Source organism: Prevotella sp. MA2016 (assembly GCF_000619825.1).
Classification (GTDB): domain Bacteria; phylum Bacteroidota; class Bacteroidia; order Bacteroidales; family Bacteroidaceae; genus Prevotella.
This window is the reverse complement of the sequence record NZ_JHUW01000006.1, coordinates 291,952-309,532: the sequence shown is the minus strand read 5'-3', so window position 1 is coordinate 309,532 and position 17,581 is coordinate 291,952. Positions and strand designations below refer to the sequence as shown.

The following is a 17,581-nucleotide window of genomic DNA, read 5'->3' as shown; positions in this document are numbered from 1 at the left end:
TAACACTAAAACATTTCCAACTTGTTTACTTCTTTTTCTTTGTCTTATCCTTAACCGATGTCTTGGCTACTGGCTGAGCAGATTTATCTGCATAGGGAATCTGATTCATCAGCACCCAAGCCGACTCATATACATAGTTCTTCAGATTGGCAGGGAAATCAGCTGAGCTATTCAGGAACTTCCTAACCTCAGTCTTAGCTTCAGCACTCTTATGGGGAGCTATCAGCGTTTGAGTCCAGCGGCTGGGGAAGGCCAAGCTGGTGGTCTTCTGAATCTTAGGCAGCGCCTTCAATCCTTCTACAATATACACATTACTCTGTGGCTCAAACACATCAGAGTTCAGCAAGCGCAAGGTGCTCAGCACCCACTCCTCATTCTGACGGTTCTCTGACTTCAGCAAGCTCTTGAACACCTCTACACGGGCATCAGCATTAGGATTTGTAGCGCGACTCACGAAGTCGAACTCCTGGCGCAATTCATCTGTAGTCAGACGAGCACGCTCCTTGTCGAGAATCTGCTGGCGACGATCTGGACGAGTAATAGCCAAACGATAGGCAATCTCCATATAATCGTGCTCATCAAGTACCGACTCATTATGGCGATCCAAGATAGTCTGCAACTTATCCAACACCTCAGGCGAGATGGCACTGGTACCCAACTTACGCAATACCAACTGGCGACAATCCTTTGTCTTGTTCTCACCAAGCAGGTCCATAATAACCAGTTCTAGTGTATAGCGCTGACGCATGGTCAGGTCGGAAGCTATCTTATGCATTTGGTTAATGGCTGTCTCCATAATGAGTGGATTCTTCTCACGGCCCAGGAAGCGGAACAACTCACCGAAATGCGATGGTGCCAATTTGCCCTGCAGATAGTTATCGTGAATCAGATTGAGCAAGGTATAGCGATTCAGATCGTTGCGCGTTGTAATAAGTCGCATAGGCAGAATCTTCACATACTTATCATCAAGTGTAAAACGTCCATAGCCACGTCCATCCTGGTTAGGTATAATATATCCAGGAGCGCTACCACCTTTTACTTTGAAGGTCATCGTGGGCTGTTGCATATCCACTTTAATAGTCTGAGCCTGTCCCAAGGTGCTTATCACCTTCACCTCAAACTTCTGGCGCCAGCACAGACCGCGACCATAAGGGTCACTCTGCGAAACAACCACATTACCATCTCTGTAAGAGGTTGTAATAACAGGCATTCCCTTCTGCTTTACCCACACCTCGCAGAACTGACGAACTCCAGCGCCAGGCACTTGTTTATCGAGTGTCTCCACAATCTCATTCCAACTGATATGTCCCAGGAAGCGATCCTTCAAGCACTGCTGCAGTCCATTCTGCATAGCCTGTGCACCCATTTCATCCTCAAGCATACGCATCATGGCAGGCGCCTTGCAATAGTTGATATGGTCGTACATCCAAACAGGGTTATGTGGATCATCCAAATCCTGAGCAATAGGGTGCGAACCCTCTGTGCGATCTAGCGCCATCGCATTGTGCAGATAAGTGTTCATGAAATTAATTTCAAACTCATCCTTCTTATACTGACTACGGGTAATCTTAGATGCCATGAAGTTTGCCAAAACCTCCTTGGCCCAAGGCTCGTCGATAGCCACAATATTACCAAACCAAATATGAGCTGTTTCGTGGGCAATCAACTCTGTACGCTTCAGCAAATCTTCCTTCGATGGTTTCTTGCCAAGGAATACAGACTTCTCGTTAAGTGCCACAGCACCACGACGCTCCAAACCACCCAACTGGAAACTTGGCAAGATATAGACTACGCCCTCCTTCTGATAAGGATTTGCGATGCCAGTATAGCCTTCCATCCACTTCATGGCCTTCGACACCTCAGCGAACACCTGATCAATCTGAGCCACCTTAAGAGGATCGGTCTCTGTATAATAAATATGCAAGGTACGACCATCAATAGTTGATGACTTCTCATTGAATTTACCAACAGCGAACACATAGTTCGACAGTGTTGTCTTCTCTGCCATCTCCAAGGCAATTGTTTTCCATCCTGCTGGTGCATTGATAGTTGTCTGGAACTGAGCACGCAGTCCATCCACATCAAAACAAGGGAAGAGTGCACGCGCCTCATCAGCCTGCACCTGTGTGTAAACCACGCTACCACTACGCACCAGGGCTTTATCCTGACTGGTGAAATCAATCACCACCTTGTTGGTACCAGGTTTAAACATCTTACCAGGAATGATAATCTGCCCGTTCTGCACCTTTGCAGCAGCCTTCTTAGGCTTTCCCTTATTGGCCTTATACACCATCACGTCGCCAGGGATGCCCTGGAAATCGAGCACCACATCCTGTTTAGTCCTGGTGTCAAAAGTGATGGTAGCCTTACCTGTCACCTTTGTCTGTGGATTCTCTGAGATATTAAACGTCAGCTGATAGAGCACAGCGCTGATATTGCCCTTACGACTATCCGTCTGGGCGTTTGCGCTAAGCACGAAAATGCCTAACGCCATCAAAAATAAGTACTTAAGTAATTTCATTTTTAGCTTTCTATTTATTTTGACTGCAAAAATAATGAATTATCTGCAGAAACTCGTCACATTGGCCATATTTTTTTGTCGGATGGACAAAAAAGGTGCAATCGCTTCCCTGTGACAGGATGAACGAATGCTATCGACTCTGCCTGCAGATAGAGTCTGTCGGCCTTATGTCCATATAGTTCATCACCAACAATCGGGCTATTCAGACCTTCTTGATGCGCACAATGCATTCTGAGTTGATGTGTACGCCCCGTATGGGGATAGAGTGCCAACAAATATCTTGTACGCCCATCCTTCGTGTCGGAAGCCTGAACACGATACTCCGTGATGGCCCGTTTGCCATGTTGATGGTCCACTATCTGATAAGGACGGTTCAGCGGATCACTACTTAATGGCAGGTCGATAATACCATGCTCGGCATGCATCTCACCTTCAACAACAGCCAGATACTTTTTCTTAATGGTTCGACAGATAAACTGTTCTTGCAGATGGTGATAGGCATCGGGGGTTTTGGCCACCAGCATGATACCCGATGTAAGCAAGTCGAGACGATGCGGCAGCATAGCATGCGGCCAGCGCTCTTTGGCCCAGGTTGACACGGAATAATCATCAGCCTTGCCCGGCACACTCAGCATTCCTGATGGTTTATAGACAGCCGCAATAGCCTCATCTTCATATATAATCTCTATGCCCTGATGCAAAAAGCCTGTCTGCTCTGGATCGTCATCAACCTTCAGCCCTTGCAGCATCCATGTTAAAACAGGCTTGCACTTGCCTCTGCAGGCTGGATAGAACTCACCATGATGCCTAATCGCACTCTGTGGCGAAGGCCCCCACCAGAATTCTGCCATGCAAACAGGCTTCAAGTGATTTTGATAAGCATACTGCAGGAGTTTTGGGGCACAACAATCACCTGTGCCACCAGGAGGTAAGGGGAATCGTTTCTGTATTTTAGGACTTTGGTGATAGTCGTGCCATATCTCTACCAGATCCTTCTCTTCACCATTGGCATTCAGCATCCTATAGTGTTGAAACAACCATAACTGCAGTTGTTGCGACATCTCGCGGTTCTGGTGTTGGGTGTCAGGTGTTGGATGGTGGTTAATGGCCGATATCTCACGCTCTTTCTGTTTGAAATATCCATCAGGCTGTTGGGCATCAAACACGGGTGGCACAAAATACTCCCAATCATTGCGCCCTTCAAGCAGTCCTGAATAGGCTGCCAGGAAGCCAAGTCCGTCAGATGTCTCTACCACAAGCACACCAAACATCTTCCCTTCTGCAGGTTGAATCCTTTCGATTTCTTTCTTCACTTCCTCGCAGGCCAACAGGCACAACGGATGAGGTTCGTAGCAGAAAGGCCAGGTAAACCGCTCTGGTTTCACTATATCGGTATGCAGCGAATGAATCCTCATAGTAAGTCGAGGCATTTTTCTACTGGGATACCACGATTCTTGTCATCGGTATCTTTATAGCGATCGATCATGCGGAACACCGTATCCATCGCTGTACGGGTACTGATTTTCAGGCTCTCACCATTCAGCAGATGACCAATCAGCACTGCCGAGAAGATATCGCCTGTGCCATGAAACAAACCAGGAATCTCATGATACTCCATGTGGAAATAGCTATCATCGAAGTGGTTGTAGCCCACAACAGCATTACGCCCATCCACCTTACAACTGGTTATCAGCGCCGACTTCGTGCCAATCTTTCGCAATTCATCAAGCAGGTCGCCAGCCTCTTCCCAGGTGATGCCCTCCATCTTTATGGGCGTGTTGGTCAGATAGCAAGCCTCAGTATAGTTTGGAAAAGTAAGATGTGCCACCGACACCATCTCACGCATCAGTTCAACCTGATGTTCAGTCATACCATTATACAAACGACCGCCATCGCCAAGGATAGGATCCACAAAAACCGACGTACCCTGTTCGCCTTGCTCCCTACAATAACTGGCCACCAACTTCGCCTGTTCGTCGCTGAACATCAAACCAGTACAAATAGCATCAAATCCAAATCCGAGATCTTTCCACACAGGCAGTGTACCACGAATATAATCGGTAGTATCCTGGATGTTGAATTTACCATAATCAAGTGTATTTGACACAAGGGCTGTAGGCAAGCTATACGTAGGAATGCCTAAGTATGAGAGGATAGGCAACATGGCACCCATGCCAACCTTTCCATAACCCACCACGTCGTTAATAAGCAATATCTGTTTCATTTCGGCTACAAAGGTACGAAGAAAATAATAATAAAGAATTAAGATTTAAGAAAAAATGCGTATTTTTGCAACCGAATTATGGAAAAACGACTGGATTCGCCTATATTGGCACTACAGAAACAGCGTCAGCTGCTCCAGATGGAGTACGACGCAGAGAAAGAGGAGTTCCGTCAGCAGACAGAACAGATGGGTCTGCAACGGAAGATAAAACGTGGCGACGTATGGTTTCCACTTACCTTGGGAAAAAGTTATTATAACTCGCTGAACCAGCGCGTCTTAGAAGTATCACGAGATACCGACGAAGATATAGAGCACAACTTCGAATATAGCAAACCCATTGTCTTCTTCAGCATTGATGGCGAGGGCAAGATACGCTATTTCAAGATGAGCGCCAGCGTAGGTTACGTGGATGGCAACAGGATGGTTGTCATCGTGCCCGACAATGGGCAGATTATTGATGTGCAGAGCGCTCAGAATGTAGGCGTGCAACTCTTCTTCGACGAGACCAGCTACAAGATGATGTTTGATGCGCTCGACAGAGTGATCAGCGCCAAGGGTCGACTGGGCTATCTGCGCGACCTGTTTTATAACAGGCAGGCAGCAGAGACCTATCACTTTTCGCCACTCCATTTCTCCTATCTGAACGCTGCACAGGAAGAGGCTGTCAACAAGGTGCTGCGCGCCAAGGACGTGGCCATCGTTCACGGACCTCCAGGCACAGGCAAGACCACCACACTGGTAGAAGCCATCTATGAGACGCTAATGCGCGAGAGCCAAGTATTGGTTTGTGCACAGAGTAATATGGCTGTAGACTGGATATCGGAAAAGCTGGTGGATCGTGGTGTGAACGTACTGAGAATAGGCAATCCCTCACGCGTCAACGATAAGATGCTATCGTTTACCTACGAGCGCCGCTTCGAGGCACATCCCGACTACGAGATGCTATGGGCCCTGCGCAAGGCCATACGCGAGGTGAGAGCCAACCGCAAAAAAGGCGATACCAAATTTCACCAAAAGGTGGAGCGACTCAAGGAACGCGCCACCGAACTGGAAGTGCGCATCAAAAATGATTTGTTTAGCGAGGCACGTGTCATCGCCTGTACACTGGTGGGCTCTGCCAACAAATTGCTGGATGGCCAGAAGTTCACCACCCTATTCATCGACGAGGCAGCTCAGGCCCTCGAAGCAGCCTGCTGGATTCCTATGCGCCGCGTGTCGAGAGTGATTCTGGCTGGAGACCATTGCCAGTTGCCGCCAACCGTGAAATGCTACGAAGCCATGAAGGCCGGACTGGGCAAGACACTCATGGAGCGCATTGTAGAAAACAAGCCCGAGGTGGTAACCCTCCTGAAGATGCAATACCGCATGAACGAAGAGATTATGCGCTTCTCGAGCGACTGGTTTTACAACAATCAGGTAGAGAGTGCCCCTGATGTAAAGTTCCGCAGCATTCTCGACCTCGATGTACCCATCTCGTGGATAGACACCTCACAGTTCGACTTCCCCGAAGATAGCGGTATCACATTCAAAGAAGAGTTTGTGGGCGAGAACTTTGGTCGCATCAACAAGGCCGAAGCCCAACTCACCATGCTGGCCCTGGAACAGTATTTCGAGAAGATAGGAAAGGAACGTATCCTCCAGGAGCGCATCGACGTGGGCGTCATCTCACCCTATCGCGCCCAGGTGCAGTATCTGCGCCAGCAAATCAAGAAACGTGAATTCTTCAAGCCCTATCGCGGACTGATAAGCGTCAATACCGTTGATGGATTCCAAGGACAGGAACGCGACATCATCATGATTTCGCTGGTACGCGCCAACGACTCGGGAGAGATTGGCTTCTTGCGCGATTTGCGCCGCATGAATGTAGCCATCACCCGTGCCAGAATGAAATTGATCATCCTTGGCGATGCCTCTACACTAACGCGTCATCCCTTCTACAAGAAACTCTACGATTATATTGAAGCATTATAAAAAATCTTAATAAATGTTTGCGCGTTTCGTTTTTTTATAGTACTTTTGCACCTATGATAAAAATAAAACGAGTTGAGACAAAGCGTGAACTCAAGCAGTTCGTACAGTTCTATTACGACCTGTACAGAGCCTGCGAAAGTGCCGTTCCCTATCTCTATTCCGATGAGATAGCCACGCTTCGCCGCGACAAGAATCCTTCGTTCGAATGTTGCGAGGCCGAATACTTCCTTGCCTATAAAGATGGCGAGGTAGTAGGACGTGTAGCAGCCATCATCAACCATCGCGCCAATGAGCGCTGGGGATGTCATCAGGTTCGCTTCGGATGGTTCGATTTTATCGACGACCCAGAGGTGAGTGCAGCGCTCCTTAAAGCTGTCGAAGACTGGGGAAAAGCCAAGAGCATGACAGAGATCGCAGGTCCATTGGGCTTTATCGATACCGATCGTGAGGGCATGCTCATCGATGGTTTCGACCAGTTGGCCACGATGTATATCAACTACAACTACCCATACTACCCACAGCATATGGAGCAGATAGGCGGGTTCATAAAGGACAACGACTATATAGAGTGCAAGATAAAAGTGCCCGAGGAAGTACCTACCAAATTTGCCAAGATAACAGATATGGTGCGCCAGCGCTATGGTCTGCGGGTGCATAAGTTCAGCCGCAAGGAGTTGGTGAGCGATGGCTGGGGCCGCGAAGTGTTCCATCTGCTCAACGCCACCTATAAGGATCTGTATGGATTCTCAGAACTCTCTCAGAAACAGATAGATAAACTTGTAAATGATTATATCAAGATAGCCGACCTGAATCTTGTCACCGGTATTATGGATGGCGACAAGATGGTAGGTTTCGGCGTCACCTTCCCCTCGTTCTCACGCACACTTCAGCGCACACGCGATGGTCGTTTTCTCCCCTTTGGTTGGTGGGAGTTGCTCAAGACATTGAAATGGCACAACACAGACACTGTTGATCTGTTATTAATAGGTGTGCTGCCAGAGTATCGCAGCAAAGGAGCCAACGCGCTTATTTTCGATGATTTGATTCGTCAGTTCCAGCGTTACGGCTTCCAGTGGGCAGAGACAGGTCCACAGATGGAGACCAACGAGGGTGTACTCTCACAGTGGCAGTATCTTGATGCCACTATTCATCGCCGTCATCGTTGCTATCGTAAAAAATTGTGATTATGGAAATAACTCTTGAGTTTGTTTTGCGTATCTTCGTAGCAGCACTACTTGGAGGTGCCATCGGTTTAGAACGTGAGTATCGCGCCAAGGAGGCCGGTCTGCGCACCCACTTCCTGGTAGCATTAGGATCGGCACTGTTCATGGTGGTATCAGCCTACGGTTTCGAAGGCGCCATGCTCACTCCTGAGCACCGTTGGGATGTATCGCGAGTAGCGAGTCAAGTAGTTTCCGGCATCGGTTTCATTGGTGCTGGCACCATCATCTTCCGTAAGAGCGAAAATGTGGTCAGCGGCCTCACCACTGCAGCCGGTCTGTGGGTAACAGCCGCCATCGGTCTGGCCTGTGGAGGCGGCATGTATATCCTTGCCATCGCCTCAACCATTCTCGTCCTTGTAGGCCTAGAAGCTTTCAACTTCATCCTCCGCCGCATCGACAAGCACAAAAATAAAAAACTGTAATCCGTTCACCCCACGTTCTGGCGCATTTACATTCTGGGACAAGCCGAGCGGCAAATACGACAGAACGGGAGAAATGGAATGTTCCCACATTGGGAATGAATTGTTCCCTCATTGGGAATAAAATGTTTCCTAAATAGGGAACATTTTCAGTTGTTAGTAAGAATGTGATTTTTTCTATCCCTCCCTCATCTCTCAATGGTCTCTCATGTGGTTGCATGAGGGATGAGGGAGGGATGAGGGAGAGATTAGGGAGGGATTCTGAGCATCTCTCATAGTCTAAAACCCCTTTAAGCACTAGTGTTTTGAGAGATTTCTTGAGAGATGGGGAGATTTACTTAAAAATCTTCTGAGCGAACATGGTGAGGTAGATACGCCAGTTGCGCCAGATGTGACCACCGTCGGTCTCTACATACTCATAGTTATAACCCTTGGTGTCCCAGTAGTTGCGCAGATCGACTGTGCTCTGATAGAGGAAGTCGGTCTTACCCATACCCATCCAGTAGAGTTTTGGCTTGCTGCCAAAGAGTTTGGCACTCTGCTGTGCAAAGTTAGGATCATTCTTAATCTGCTCTGCGAAAGAACCATTGAAACCACCATTACCCAAGTGCAAGCCGGCAGAGAACAGTCCGTAATAGTCGAACTTGTTAGGATAGAGCAGACTTACGTGGAAGGTATGACCACCGCCCATCGACAGACCACACACGGCACGACCGGCACGGGTCTTGATGGTGCGATAGTTGGCATCCACATAGTTCACGATATCCATAAAGCTCTCTGGGATTGAGGCTACTGCAGGGGCTGTAGGACCAGTACCGCTATCACGGAACCCTGGTGAATACATGCCGAACGACCACTCGCCAGGAGCTGCCTGACAGTTGGGATTACCGTTTGGCATCACCACAATCATAGGCTTGGCCTTGCCTGTGGCAATCAGGTTATCAAGAATCTGTGCTGCACGACCCAGCTCGCTCCAGGCATTCTCATCGCCGCCTGCGCCATGAAGCAGATAGAGCACTGGATACTTACCACCCTTGTCGTAGCCGGCTGGGGTATAGACAGTCATGCGGCGCTGCATCTTAAGCGTAGGACTGTTATACCACACCTTACTCAGGTTGCCATGAGGCACCTCGTTCACCTTATACAAATCTCCCTTATCTCCTTTTTGGTCGCTAACAATAAAGATGTTGGTGAACGACACGATATCACGATTCACGTAGATATTCGCAGGGTCTTTCACACCACTCATACCATCGATATTGAAGGTATAGCTATACATCTCTGGAGCCAACTTATCAGTAGTGTAACTCCATACGCCATTCTTTCCTTCCTTCAGTTCGGCCACACCAGGGGCATCATAGCTGCCGAATCCTGGCACATCCACTTTCTGTGTTGGCAGGAAATCGCCTGTTACCTCAACCTTTACTGCCTTGGGGGCAAAGAGATTGAAAGTGACGGTTCCGTCCTGATTAACGACGGGTGATTGAACATTGGCACTCTGGAAGAGTTTCTCCTGTGCCTGAACGCCAACACAGCATGCTGCTGCCAGCGCAAAAGTCATGATAGTTTTCTTCATACAATTGTTATATTACCTTTTTAACAAGTTAAGTTTCACGTTTGGTTTCATCACGTTGTTTACCTTCTTAGTCCAAGCCTTGACTTTAGCAGTCGCCTTAGCCTCTACATCACTGGCAGATGAACAGATCAGGAAGCTGTAAGTACCTGCATCTGTTTTCCAGGCAGAAGCTTTCTCATTAAAGGATGCCAGGTCTTCGGTCTTCACTGTCATCACTACCGTCTCTGTCTCACCTGGCTGCAACAGGCGTGTCTTGGCATAGTTGCGGAGTTCTTTTTCAGGCTTATTGAGCTTCTTACTGTTAGGAGCAGCCACAAAGAGTTCCACAACATTGCGACCTGCCACCTTACCTGTATTCTTCACGTCAACCTTCACGGTATATACGCCATTGGCCTCGCTCACACTCATGTTCTCATAAGCAAAGGTAGTGTAGCTCAGGCCGAATCCAAAGGGATAAGCCACAGGTTTGCCAAAGCTGTCGAAGTAGCGATAACCCACATAGATATCCTCTTCATAGTTGGTATAGTCGATATTGGCCTGGGGTTCACGCTTCTTGGCATCATCCTTGTTGCGCCCCCACATAAACATCGAACCCATCGTCTTATCATCCACACTAGCAGGGAAGTTCTTATCAGCATAGGCATCACCATACTTCACCTGAAAGGTCATAGGCAGTTTACCGCTGGGGTTCACCTTACCACAAAGCACATCTGCAACAGAGAAACCACTCTCCTGACCACCCTGCCAGGTGCAAACCAGTGCATCAATCTGATTCTGCCATGAAGCCACATCGATAGGACTGCAGATATCAAGCAACACAACAACCTGCTTTCCTTTGGCATGATAAGCCTCGCTGACAGCCTTAATCAGCTGTTTCTCACCTTCTTTCAGATAAAAGTCGCTCTCGCTACGATCGGCAGCCTCGCCACTCTTTCTACCCAGTGAGATGATGGCCACATCGCTACCCTCGATAGCTGCATTGAGTTCATCAGCAGTAAACTGCTTCTCATCAGCGCGTGCTGGTGGCATCAGCGAAAAGGCTGGACGGCCATTAGGGAAGAGGCGCTTCTCCTCATCAGCCAGATGCTTGGTATAGAGACTGATGAGAGGTTTATAAACCTCATAACCGGCCGAACGCATACCCTCGACAAGCGACACTGTGTAGCGACCAAGACTTGTGCCACCAAAACCAGAACCACCAGAAATCCAATCATAGCTGGTGCAGCCGAAGAGTGCCACACGCTTACCAGCAAGAGGCAGAACGCCACTATTCTTCAGCAGCACAATACCATCGGCTCCAACCTGGCGCACCACCTGGGCATGAGCCTTCAGGTTGGGCTCACTATTGGCCTGATAGCCTTTAAAGTTATGTGTTTTCACCACATATTCTAATATACGCCTCACATTAGCGTCGAGCACCTCCATAGGCAGCTTACCACTCTTGGCGGCATCGAAGATAGCCTGATACTGACGGTCCTGACCCGGCTGCAGCATATCGTTGCCAGCCATCATGGCTGCCACAGCATCATCACCAGCATTCCAGTCGCTCACAAACATACCTTTCCAGCCCCACTCATCGCGAACGATGGTGGTGAGCAGTTCACGATTCTGCACAGCATACGGGCCGTTCAATTTATTATAAGAGGTCATGATAGTCCAGGGATCGCTCTCCTTCACCATAATCTCAAAAGCTTTCAGATAAATCTCGCGCAGTGCACGCTGAGATACCTGCGATATATTATTATTTCGGTTGGTCTCCTGATTGTTGGCCACAAAATGCTTAGGGCACGCAGCTGTTCCTTCGCTCTGCACGCCACGCACATAGCCAGCAGCGATGGTGCCCGAAAGATAAGGATCCTCTGAATAATACTCATGGTTACGACCACACAGTGGGTTGCGAATCAGGTTCATGGCAGGCGAGAGAATCCAGTCGAGTCCAAACTCACGCACCTCATTACCGATGCCCTGTCCCACCTTGAAGGCAGCCTCACGATCCCACGTGGATGCCAGTGTCATAGAAGCCACAAAGTCGGTGGGATAATACTCACGATGATCCCATGGGCGCTTAGCGCTCATGCGCAACCCCTGCTGAGAGTCAGCGCAATAGGTTTCAGGAACACCCAAGCGACTGATGGAGAACGTGCTACCAGCAGTACCAGGAAACTTAGCCTCATCGTTGAAGTGCATACCTCGGCCCAGTACCATATGGCACTTTTCTTCGAGTGTCATCGCCTTCACCACCTCATCGATAGTTTCAGCCTTTAACTGCTGAGCAGTAGCATTAAGACTGTGACCACCCATGGCGGCCACAGCCATCACAACCAAACCAATGTTACGAACTGAAATTTTCATTATTATTATTTTTTAGTTATTATGATTCTGGTTTCTGCGTGCAAAGATACACACACTTTCTTAAAGCTTCGTTCCAGTTTATTCGTTTTATTGTCGCCGTTGTTCAAAAAGAACTAACCGTTTTCCAATTCGTTCAAAACTTATCCAATCTGTTCATTTCTTACCGTCCTTGCCATGCACACTCTTCACCTTCATACCCAGCTTACTAGGCATGATAGCATTGAGCGTTACACCCACAAGGGCAGAGAGAGCCAAACCAGAGAAATGGATAGGACCAACACTCACATTATCGTCGGCACCATACTTCACACCAATGGCAATCACCAAAATCAAGGCAGCCACAAACACGTTGCGCGAAGAATTGAAATCAACACTATCCTCAATGAGATTGCGCACACCCACAGCCGAGATCATACCATAGAGAATCAAGCTCACACCACCAATAGTGGCTGTAGGCATCAAACCTATCAAGCAAGCGAACTTCGGACAGAACGATAGCAGGATGGCAAAGACGGCCGCCAGACGGATGACAGCAGGATCGAACACCTTAGTAAGATTCAATACACCTGTATTTTCGCCATAAGTGGTATTGGCGGGAGCACCAAAGAGCGACGCAATTGCTGTTGCCAATCCATCGCCCATCAGCGTGCGGTGCAAACCAGGCTCCTTCAGAAAGTCCTTACCCACTGTGGATGAGATGGCACACATATCGCCGATATGCTCCATGATGGTAGCAATGGAAATAGGCATGATGGCAATGATGGTGGAAACGAGGAAGGTAACATCCAGATCATCCATTACAGCCAATGCCGTCTGCTCTCTACTGAAAGGCATTCCAATCCAGGCAGCATCATCTAGCGAAGAGAAATCCACCTGACCTGTCACAGCTGCAAAGGTGTAACTTATGAGCACACCCAGCAAAATAGGGATAATCTTGATGATACCCTTGCCATATACGCTCGAAATAATCACCGTAGCCAAAGCTAGGATGGCCAGTATCCAGTTGGTGGTGCAGTTCTGTATAGCGCTACCCGACAGCACCAGACCAATGGCAATAATCATAGGACCTGTAACTAGAGGCGGAAAGAAATGCAGAACTCTGTTAACACCAAAAGTCTTGATAAGAGCTGCCATCACGAAATAGCACAAGCCGGCAAAAAGTACACCAATACAAGCATAGTCGAGCGCCAACGTCTCAGTCATACCTTGCTCTACACCCAGTGTTTTAACGGTCATATAGCCGCCCAGGAATGCAAACGAAGAACCAAGGAATGCTGGCACCTGCAACTTATTAACAAAATGAAACACCAAGGTGCCTATGCCTGCAAATAACAGGGTTGACGATACAGAAAGTCCTGTAAGGACTGGCACCAAAATGGTAGCGCCAAACATGGCAAATAAATGTTGAGCACCTAAAATTACATACTTGGGCATGCCCAATTTTCTAGCATCAGTGATGCCTTCTTTTGCAGTAATATCCATCTTATTATTTGAAAAAATTTTTGCAAAGATATAAAAAAGGCACTAAATCACCCCACAAAAAAACATAATAATTGCAAAAGTTTTTGGCAATTACGGATAAAGTCCGTAAATTTGTAGCCGAAAGTAATCTATTATGCACAAAATTAACTAATATTTAGAGTGATGAAAAAATACTTAATGAAAGGATTTGCAGCTCTGACCACGGGGCTTGCCATGATATCCTGCACACAGGAAATTAACTACGAAGTGCAAGAGCAGCAGGCATCAATAGACAATGCCCAGCAAACTCTTGGTTTCTATATCCCTGCCAATCAAGACTGGGTAATGACATCTACTGCCAATGCCACATTCAGCGTCAAGGGTATTGATGATACCAGCGACACCGTTTATGTATTCTCTAACAATCCAATAGCAGATGGTTATGGTGAGGTTCTTGCTAGTGCACCGCTGACAGGTGCCTCTACAAGTATCAGCAACTTCCGCATTCCTCAGCATCTGAAGATGGTGTATGTAGGTTTGAAGGAGAGCGATGGCAACATGGTATACAAATATGTGGATGTGGAAGACGGGCAGATTACTGCCAGCTACGACTTTAGTGCCACACCAGCCGAAGCACGCACCCGTGCGAACGCCGTAATAAATGGTGACCCATTCACCTTTGAAAACACCAGTACTTATTACAAATCAACATTGGCCGACGTGCCGAGTAACGCCAGAGACATCAACGCCACTTCAGACTGGGACTGTCTTCAGTCCGGCAAGTTGTTTGCAATAAGAGATATACGTTCCGACTTGAACCTCTGGTCGGGATCTGTTGACATCTATATTTATGGAAACGTCACTCTGCCATCCTCAGCTTACATAGCCTCGGCAAACATTTATGTTCTGTCGGGTTCTACATTAACCATGAACAAACAGGCCAATAATGTTTGTAGGGTTTTTGTAGCACCAAATGCTACGCTGAACTATAATCTCTCAGCATTAGAGACCAATGGCGGTTCTGGCCATTCTGCCATCTATAACAGAGGTACCGTTCATCTGCCCGCCAATTTCCAGGCAAACAACGATGCCATCGTCTATAACGAAGGTAGCGTTACTGGAGGATATATCACCAGTGCACCTGGTTCAAACAATCCTTCATTCTTCTACAACTTCGGTACGCTTGAGCTCTCTGGCGACCTCCAGTTGAACTCTTGCGCCAACTTCTATAATGAAGGAACTGTCACTGTAGGTGGCATCACACAGTGCACACAGGGTAACGCACAAGTATGGTGGATCAACAAAGGTCACTACACCACCCGACGCTTTGGCATTATGGCAGGGAACGGCACATTCTATAATTATTGTCAGCTCTTTATACAGGAAGATGCTTCGCTGCACGATGGTCAGTTAAACCTGATGCCTAACGGTTATATGGAGGCTGCAACAGCCGAGTTTGGCAACTTCCAGATCAACATGCATGGCAATACCGGTATGAACATCAAAGGTAATAACCATTGGATAGCCCAGAGCGATAGCTACTATCAAGGTTTTAAGGCCTATGCCGATAACAACTATGTTCGTCTAGGCGGCACAACCTATGTTGACCAGCATCATAACACCCTGGTGGCAGAAGGCAAACTCTATATCGGTTTCAACAATCTGTATGCGCCCAATAGCGACAATCCATACGACGGACCTTATATCGATTTGCGCGAGAACGTAAAGAAAGTGCAGTTCAGCAAGCTCAATCCCACTTACAGTGCTACCGATTGTGGCGCTAATTGGGGTGGAAGCACACCTCCCATCTCTGAGACACCTACCGAGAATCAGACCTGGACTTATGCCTTTGAAGATAATAAGACCCGCTGCGACTTCGACCTGAACGACGTTGTGATTCAGGTGAAGCAAAACAGCAGCAATGCCAATAAACTTGATGTGACCCTAGTGGCAGCCGGTTGTGAATACGACAACTATGTTTACCTGGGCGACCAGCGCATCACCTGGGCAATTGGTGCTGAAGTGCACGCAGCCTTTGGCACTGTCAGCAGAATTATGGTGAACACAGGTCGAGGCATGGACGCTACGCCTGTAACTACCACTATCGACAAACCAGCGAACTTCGACTTTCAGAATGCAGACTTCAAGATTCGTCCATTCAAATTCGGCGCCAATCCTGATGATTTGACTCAGTCGGTAGTCAGTGATTATATCGGTATCGTGAAAGAAGGCAACCCCAGCGGATTGCCTCAGGCACCTCTGGGAATAGCTATTCCAGCTAAGTGGAAGTGGCCCAAAGAGCGCACCAACGTTACTAATGCATACGAAGGATTTGCCGCATGGGGCACCTCAACAGATCTGAGTCTGAAGGCCAATGCGGGTGGATGGTATCAGTATCCTTCATCAGGACTGATATACGGAAACTAATTTTTTCAAACTCTATTAATATTAGAAAATGTGAAAAGGAGGGGTGTTTACGTGATGTAAATGCCCCTCCGTTTATGTGCAATAACCTTGCAGGTTAGAATGTTAATGCCGTATTTGGATAGAGATACCAATCAAGATAATTGTTATGATCCTCGGCCCACTCGCCAAAAGAATGGCCAATGGTAGTGTAAGCGCCAAACATCGCGACCACGCCGGTATCTGTTTTCTTTCGATACCCTATCTCAGTACCCTCGAGCGGATATTTAAAGTTGGCATCGGGCACCATCAGCGCCCAAGGCAAATCTTTGAACGAGGGAACAAAATACTTGTGCAATACCTGTGCCGACTTAAACTGCTCGGTGTGAGTCTCCCACGTGCCCGCATTATAATCGGTAAGGATAAAGGGATCTAGTGTCTCGTGTGTAAAGTTGTCTAGGGTCACATCATCCTTAAAAGTAATCACGTAGTTAATGGTGCGTGTAGAGCGCAATTGGGCATTATCGCCACTCTCAGTAGTTACATTATACTTCTTGCGCTGGAAGAGTCCGTAGTCGGCACTTGGATTAAAGGCCATCGCCCAATGCGCATCACAAAACAGATTGAGCACCGCCTCATGATTGTTTCCCTCAATCAGCAGGTCGGTTTCTTTATGGAAATATAGAATCTGCTTGTTGATACCATCATTAAACGACATGCCCGTAGTGGTGCTAACGGTATCAATATCCTGGAATCTGTATCCCACCAAACGAATACAGCCAGCAATCTGCTTCACCGCACCCACTGCAGCAATAGTTACACCAACAGTTATCTGATTCTTAGCTGTGCGCTGCTGAGATATGCGTAGCACCACATCATTATAATCATAATCTCCTGGCTCAGGATAATTTTCCTCGAAGAGATAAGTATATGTTTGAGGCTTGATCGACGACACTGCTCGGCCTGTGGCAACCTCGGAAAAATCAACCATAGCCTGCGACGATGGGACGGAAGCCACTGTAAGGTTCTCAGCGCCATCCACCAGTGCCACATAAAGCATTGACACCTGATAAGGCACATTCAGCGAGAGCGAACCCACTTGCCCGGCCGACACATAGATGCTGTTCATTAACTCGGCATTACGATCGACAAGCGGATTGGCCGAATAAACCTGCAGCTGCTTATAGTTGCCTGCCGCGGGCACCTGATAACGCAGCACCTTAGTCTGCGACAACATCCACATGTGCTGCTGATCCACACTATCCACCGAAGAGTAATAATGGATGAGGTCTCCATGCCGTTTTTCGTCGTACACATTTTTATCACAAGAGGCTGCAACTATCAGCGTGAGCGCTCCTGCTATCATCTTAACAATCAGACTTTTGCGCATAACACATTACTTTTTGCGGCCAAAATTACAAAATAATCTGA

The 17,581-nt window shown here is 47.8% G+C and carries 11 protein-coding genes; 4 read left to right on the top strand and 7 right to left on the bottom strand.

The genetic code is table 11. The features are described from left to right. Positions 1-25 precede the first annotated feature (25 nt). From T360_RS0101245 to T360_RS0101235, 3 genes are read right to left on the bottom strand one after another with little or no spacing between them, the layout of a single operon-like run. Positions 26-2,521 carry a M1 family aminopeptidase gene (locus tag T360_RS0101245; RefSeq protein WP_028911176.1) on the bottom strand — a complete coding sequence of 832 codons (2,496 nt, stop codon included), beginning with the start codon at positions 2,519-2,521 and terminating at the stop codon, positions 26-28. A gap of 56 nt (positions 2,522-2,577) precedes the next feature. After that, entirely contained in the window at positions 2,578-3,951 is a 1,374-nt protein-coding gene (locus T360_RS0101240) for an RluA family pseudouridine synthase (protein ID WP_231488015.1), read from the bottom strand. Then, a complete protein-coding gene (locus T360_RS0101235; protein WP_028911174.1) occupies positions 3,933-4,745 on the bottom strand; it encodes a bifunctional hydroxymethylpyrimidine kinase/phosphomethylpyrimidine kinase in 813 nt (270 codons plus the stop codon). The genes T360_RS0101240 and T360_RS0101235 overlap by 19 nt, the downstream gene beginning before the upstream one ends. Before the next feature lie 78 nt (positions 4,746-4,823). Between T360_RS0101235 and T360_RS0101230 the strand changes: the two genes are divergently transcribed. From T360_RS0101230 to T360_RS0101220, 3 genes are read left to right on the top strand one after another with little or no spacing between them, the layout of a single operon-like run. Continuing rightward, entirely contained in the window at positions 4,824-6,716 is a 1,893-nt protein-coding gene (locus T360_RS0101230; protein WP_028911173.1) for an AAA domain-containing protein, read from the top strand. A 53-nt stretch (positions 6,717-6,769) separates the two neighbouring features. Then, positions 6,770-7,900 carry a hypothetical protein gene (locus T360_RS0101225; protein ID WP_028911172.1) on the top strand — a complete coding sequence of 377 codons (1,131 nt, stop codon included), beginning with the start codon at positions 6,770-6,772 and terminating at the stop codon, positions 7,898-7,900. A 2-nt stretch (positions 7,901-7,902) separates the two neighbouring features. After that, the gene (locus T360_RS0101220; RefSeq protein ID WP_036928432.1) at positions 7,903-8,361 is read left to right on the top strand and encodes an MgtC/SapB family protein; all 459 of its coding nucleotides are present in this window, start codon (positions 7,903-7,905) and stop codon (positions 8,359-8,361) included. Positions 8,362-8,692: 331 nt separating this feature from the next. Here T360_RS0101220 and T360_RS0101215 read toward each other — a convergent pair whose 3' ends face one another. The 3 genes from T360_RS0101215 to T360_RS14300 all read right to left on the bottom strand — a co-directional run bounded on the left by T360_RS0101215 (position 8,693) and on the right by T360_RS14300 (position 13,768). Further along, positions 8,693-9,934 carry an esterase gene (locus T360_RS0101215; protein ID WP_036928429.1) on the bottom strand — a complete coding sequence of 414 codons (1,242 nt, stop codon included), beginning with the start codon at positions 9,932-9,934 and terminating at the stop codon, positions 8,693-8,695. Positions 9,935-9,946: 12 nt separating this feature from the next. Continuing rightward, positions 9,947-12,286 (bottom strand): glycoside hydrolase family 3 protein, encoded by a 2,340-nt coding sequence (locus T360_RS0101210; RefSeq protein WP_028911169.1) that lies wholly within the window; start codon positions 12,284-12,286, stop codon positions 9,947-9,949. Positions 12,287-12,439: 153 nt separating this feature from the next. Next, positions 12,440-13,768: a uracil-xanthine permease family protein gene (locus T360_RS14300; RefSeq protein WP_231488014.1), complete on the bottom strand. Its 1,329-nt coding sequence runs from the start codon at positions 13,766-13,768 to the stop codon at positions 12,440-12,442. Positions 13,769-13,930: 162 nt separating this feature from the next. Here T360_RS14300 and T360_RS0101200 point away from each other — a divergent pair, with 162 nt between their 5' ends. Continuing rightward, positions 13,931-16,174, top strand: a complete 2,244-nt coding sequence (locus T360_RS0101200; RefSeq protein WP_081772643.1) for a DUF4842 domain-containing protein — start codon at positions 13,931-13,933, stop codon at positions 16,172-16,174. Between the two features lie 94 nt (positions 16,175-16,268). Here T360_RS0101200 and T360_RS0101195 read toward each other — a convergent pair whose 3' ends face one another. Further along, positions 16,269-17,540, bottom strand: coding sequence for an LruC domain-containing protein (locus T360_RS0101195; RefSeq protein ID WP_028911167.1), 1,272 nt, complete (start codon positions 17,538-17,540; stop codon positions 16,269-16,271). Positions 17,541-17,581: the final 41 nt, after the last annotated feature.